Source organism: Cellulomonas septica, from assembly GCF_012396155.1.
Taxonomy (GTDB): Bacteria; Actinomycetota; Actinomycetes; order Actinomycetales; family Cellulomonadaceae; genus Cellulomonas; species Cellulomonas septica.
On record NZ_JAAXOY010000655.1, the window covers coordinates 1 to 1,979 of the forward strand.

Consider the following 1,979-nt stretch of genomic DNA (forward strand, 5'->3'; position numbering starts at 1 on the left):
CGGGCTCTCCGGCCACGGCTTCACGCACGCGGCCGCCGTCGGTGACCTGGTCGCGGCGCTGTGCGGCCCGGCCGGTCCGTCGGCGACCGACGTCGAGCTGCTCCGCCCCCACGACCCCGCCCGGACCGCCCGGGCACCGCGCACCGACCACGTCCCGGTCCAGCGCCCCGCACCCGCGACCACGCCCTGAGGAGACGACCCATGCCCGACGGACTGCCCGCCACCCTCGCCCACCGCTACAGCCGCGAGGTGGCCCTGCGCCACGAGCTGCTCTACGGCCGCGGCTACCAGGGCCCGGCCGAGCCGGAGGTGTTCGACGCGCTCGCCGCACGAGCGGGTCTGCGCGCCGCGGCCGAGGTGCTCGACGTCGGCTCGGGCCTCGGAGGAGACGCGTTCCGGCTCGCGACGCGGTTCGGCGTGCGGGTCGTCGGGCTCGACGCGTCGTCCGACATGACGGACCTGGCCCGCGAGCGCCGGGAGGTCGACGCGCCCGGCGCCGACGTCGAGCTCGTGTGCGGCAACGTGCTGACCTCGGACGTCGTCCGTCCCGGCGCGTTCGACGTGGTGTGGACGCGTGACGCCGGGGCGTTCCTCACGCACGAGGAGAAGCCCGTCGCGTGGCGCCGGCTGCACGACGCGCTGCGACCCGGCGGGTCGGTCCTCGTCACCGACTACTGCCTGGGCACGTCGGCGGCGTCGGCGGAGTTCGGGCAGCGCATGCTCGCGTGGGGGCAGCACATGCTGACGCTCGACGCGTACGCCGACCTGCTGACGTCGTGCGGCTTCACCGACGTCGTGACCGAGGACCGCACCCCCGACCTGGTTGCGTCGCAGGAGCACGGCCTGCGGGTGCTGGAGGAGCGTGGCGCCGACGTGCGCGCGCTGCTGTCGCCCGAGGAGCACGCGGACCTGACGCAGCGCTGGCGCACGAAGCTCGCGCACAGCACGTCGGGCGAGCTCGTCTGGATGGTCCTCACCGCCCGCCGCTGACCCGCGCGGGCGCCGCCGGGTGAGGACGTTCGTCCCACCGGCACCGGCTCGGGGATCGTCATAGTTATGTCACACGTTATGTCAGGACGGTCGCACCCCGTTCGTCCCCGACCCTTGTGAGGTAACCCATGGCAGCTCGCTACAACGCACCCCCGAACTGGCCGGCCCCGCCCGCGGGCTGGACGCCGCCGCCCGGTTGGCAGCCCGACCCGAGCTGGGGCCCGGCGCCCGAGGGCTGGCAGCTCTGGGTCGAGGACGGCAAGCGCCCCGGGTGGTTCGCCCGGCACAAGGTGCTGACCGGCGTCGGCATCGGCGCCGCCGTGCTGGTCGTCGCGATCGCGGCGTCCGGCGGCGGCGACGACGCGTCCGACGCGGCGGTCCCCGACAAGGTCGCCGACGCCCCGGCCGTGGTCGAGGAGCCCGCTGCCGAGGTCGCCCCGGAGGAGGCTGCTCCGGCCGAAGAGACTCCCGCGGAAGAGGCCCCCGCCGTCGCACCGCTCGGCACCCCGGTCCGCGACGGCAAGTTCGAGTTCGTCGTGCACGGCACCGAGTGCGGCCTCACCACCGTCGGCGGCGAGTACCTGCACCAGGACGCGCAGGGCGAGTTCTGCCTCGTCCGGATGTCGGTGACGAACATCGGTGACGAGGCGCAGTACTTCTTCGGCGACGCGCAGAAGGCGCGCAACGAGGCCGGTCAGGAGTACTCGTCCGACTCCGCGGCCGCGGTCTACCTCGACGGCTCCGACTCGTGGATGGAGGAGATCAACCCGGGCAACGCCGTCGAGGCCGTGGTGGTCTTCGACGTGCCGCCGGGCACGGTGCTCTCGACGATCGACCTGCACGACTCCGCGTGGTCGGGCGGCGCCGAGGCTGCGCTGCGCTGACGCCCCTGGCGCCGCCCGTGGCGTCGCGTCCCTGGGTGTGCGCACCCGGTGGACGGACGCGACGGGCGGCGCTGCCGTCCGGCTCAGCGCGGGCGGCGGCGGAGG

3 protein-coding genes are annotated in these 1,979 nt (G+C 74.9%); all 3 read left to right on the plus strand.

The annotated features are described in order from the left end of the window. The coding region (locus HGA02_RS17765) for a hypothetical protein (protein ID WP_168680568.1) at positions 1-190 on the plus strand (190 nt) is incomplete at its 5' end. Between the two features lie 11 nt (positions 191-201). Further along, on the plus strand, positions 202-990 hold the full coding sequence (locus HGA02_RS17770) for a methyltransferase domain-containing protein (protein WP_168680570.1): 789 nt from the start codon (positions 202-204) through the stop codon (positions 988-990). 128 nt (positions 991-1,118) lie between these two features. Next, positions 1,119-1,874, plus strand: coding sequence for a DUF4352 domain-containing protein (locus tag HGA02_RS17775; RefSeq protein WP_168680572.1), 756 nt, complete (start codon positions 1,119-1,121; stop codon positions 1,872-1,874). Positions 1,875-1,979: the final 105 nt, after the last annotated feature.

What these genes read in the sequence shown, in the direction of transcription:
- HGA02_RS17770 (WP_168680570.1), top strand. Translation starts at nt 202, where the DNA reads ATGCCCGACGGACTGCCCGCCACCCTCGCCCACCGCTACAGCCGCGAG.
- HGA02_RS17775 (WP_168680572.1), top strand. Translation starts at nt 1,119, where the DNA reads ATGGCAGCTCGCTACAACGCACCCCCGAACTGGCCGGCCCCGCCCGCG.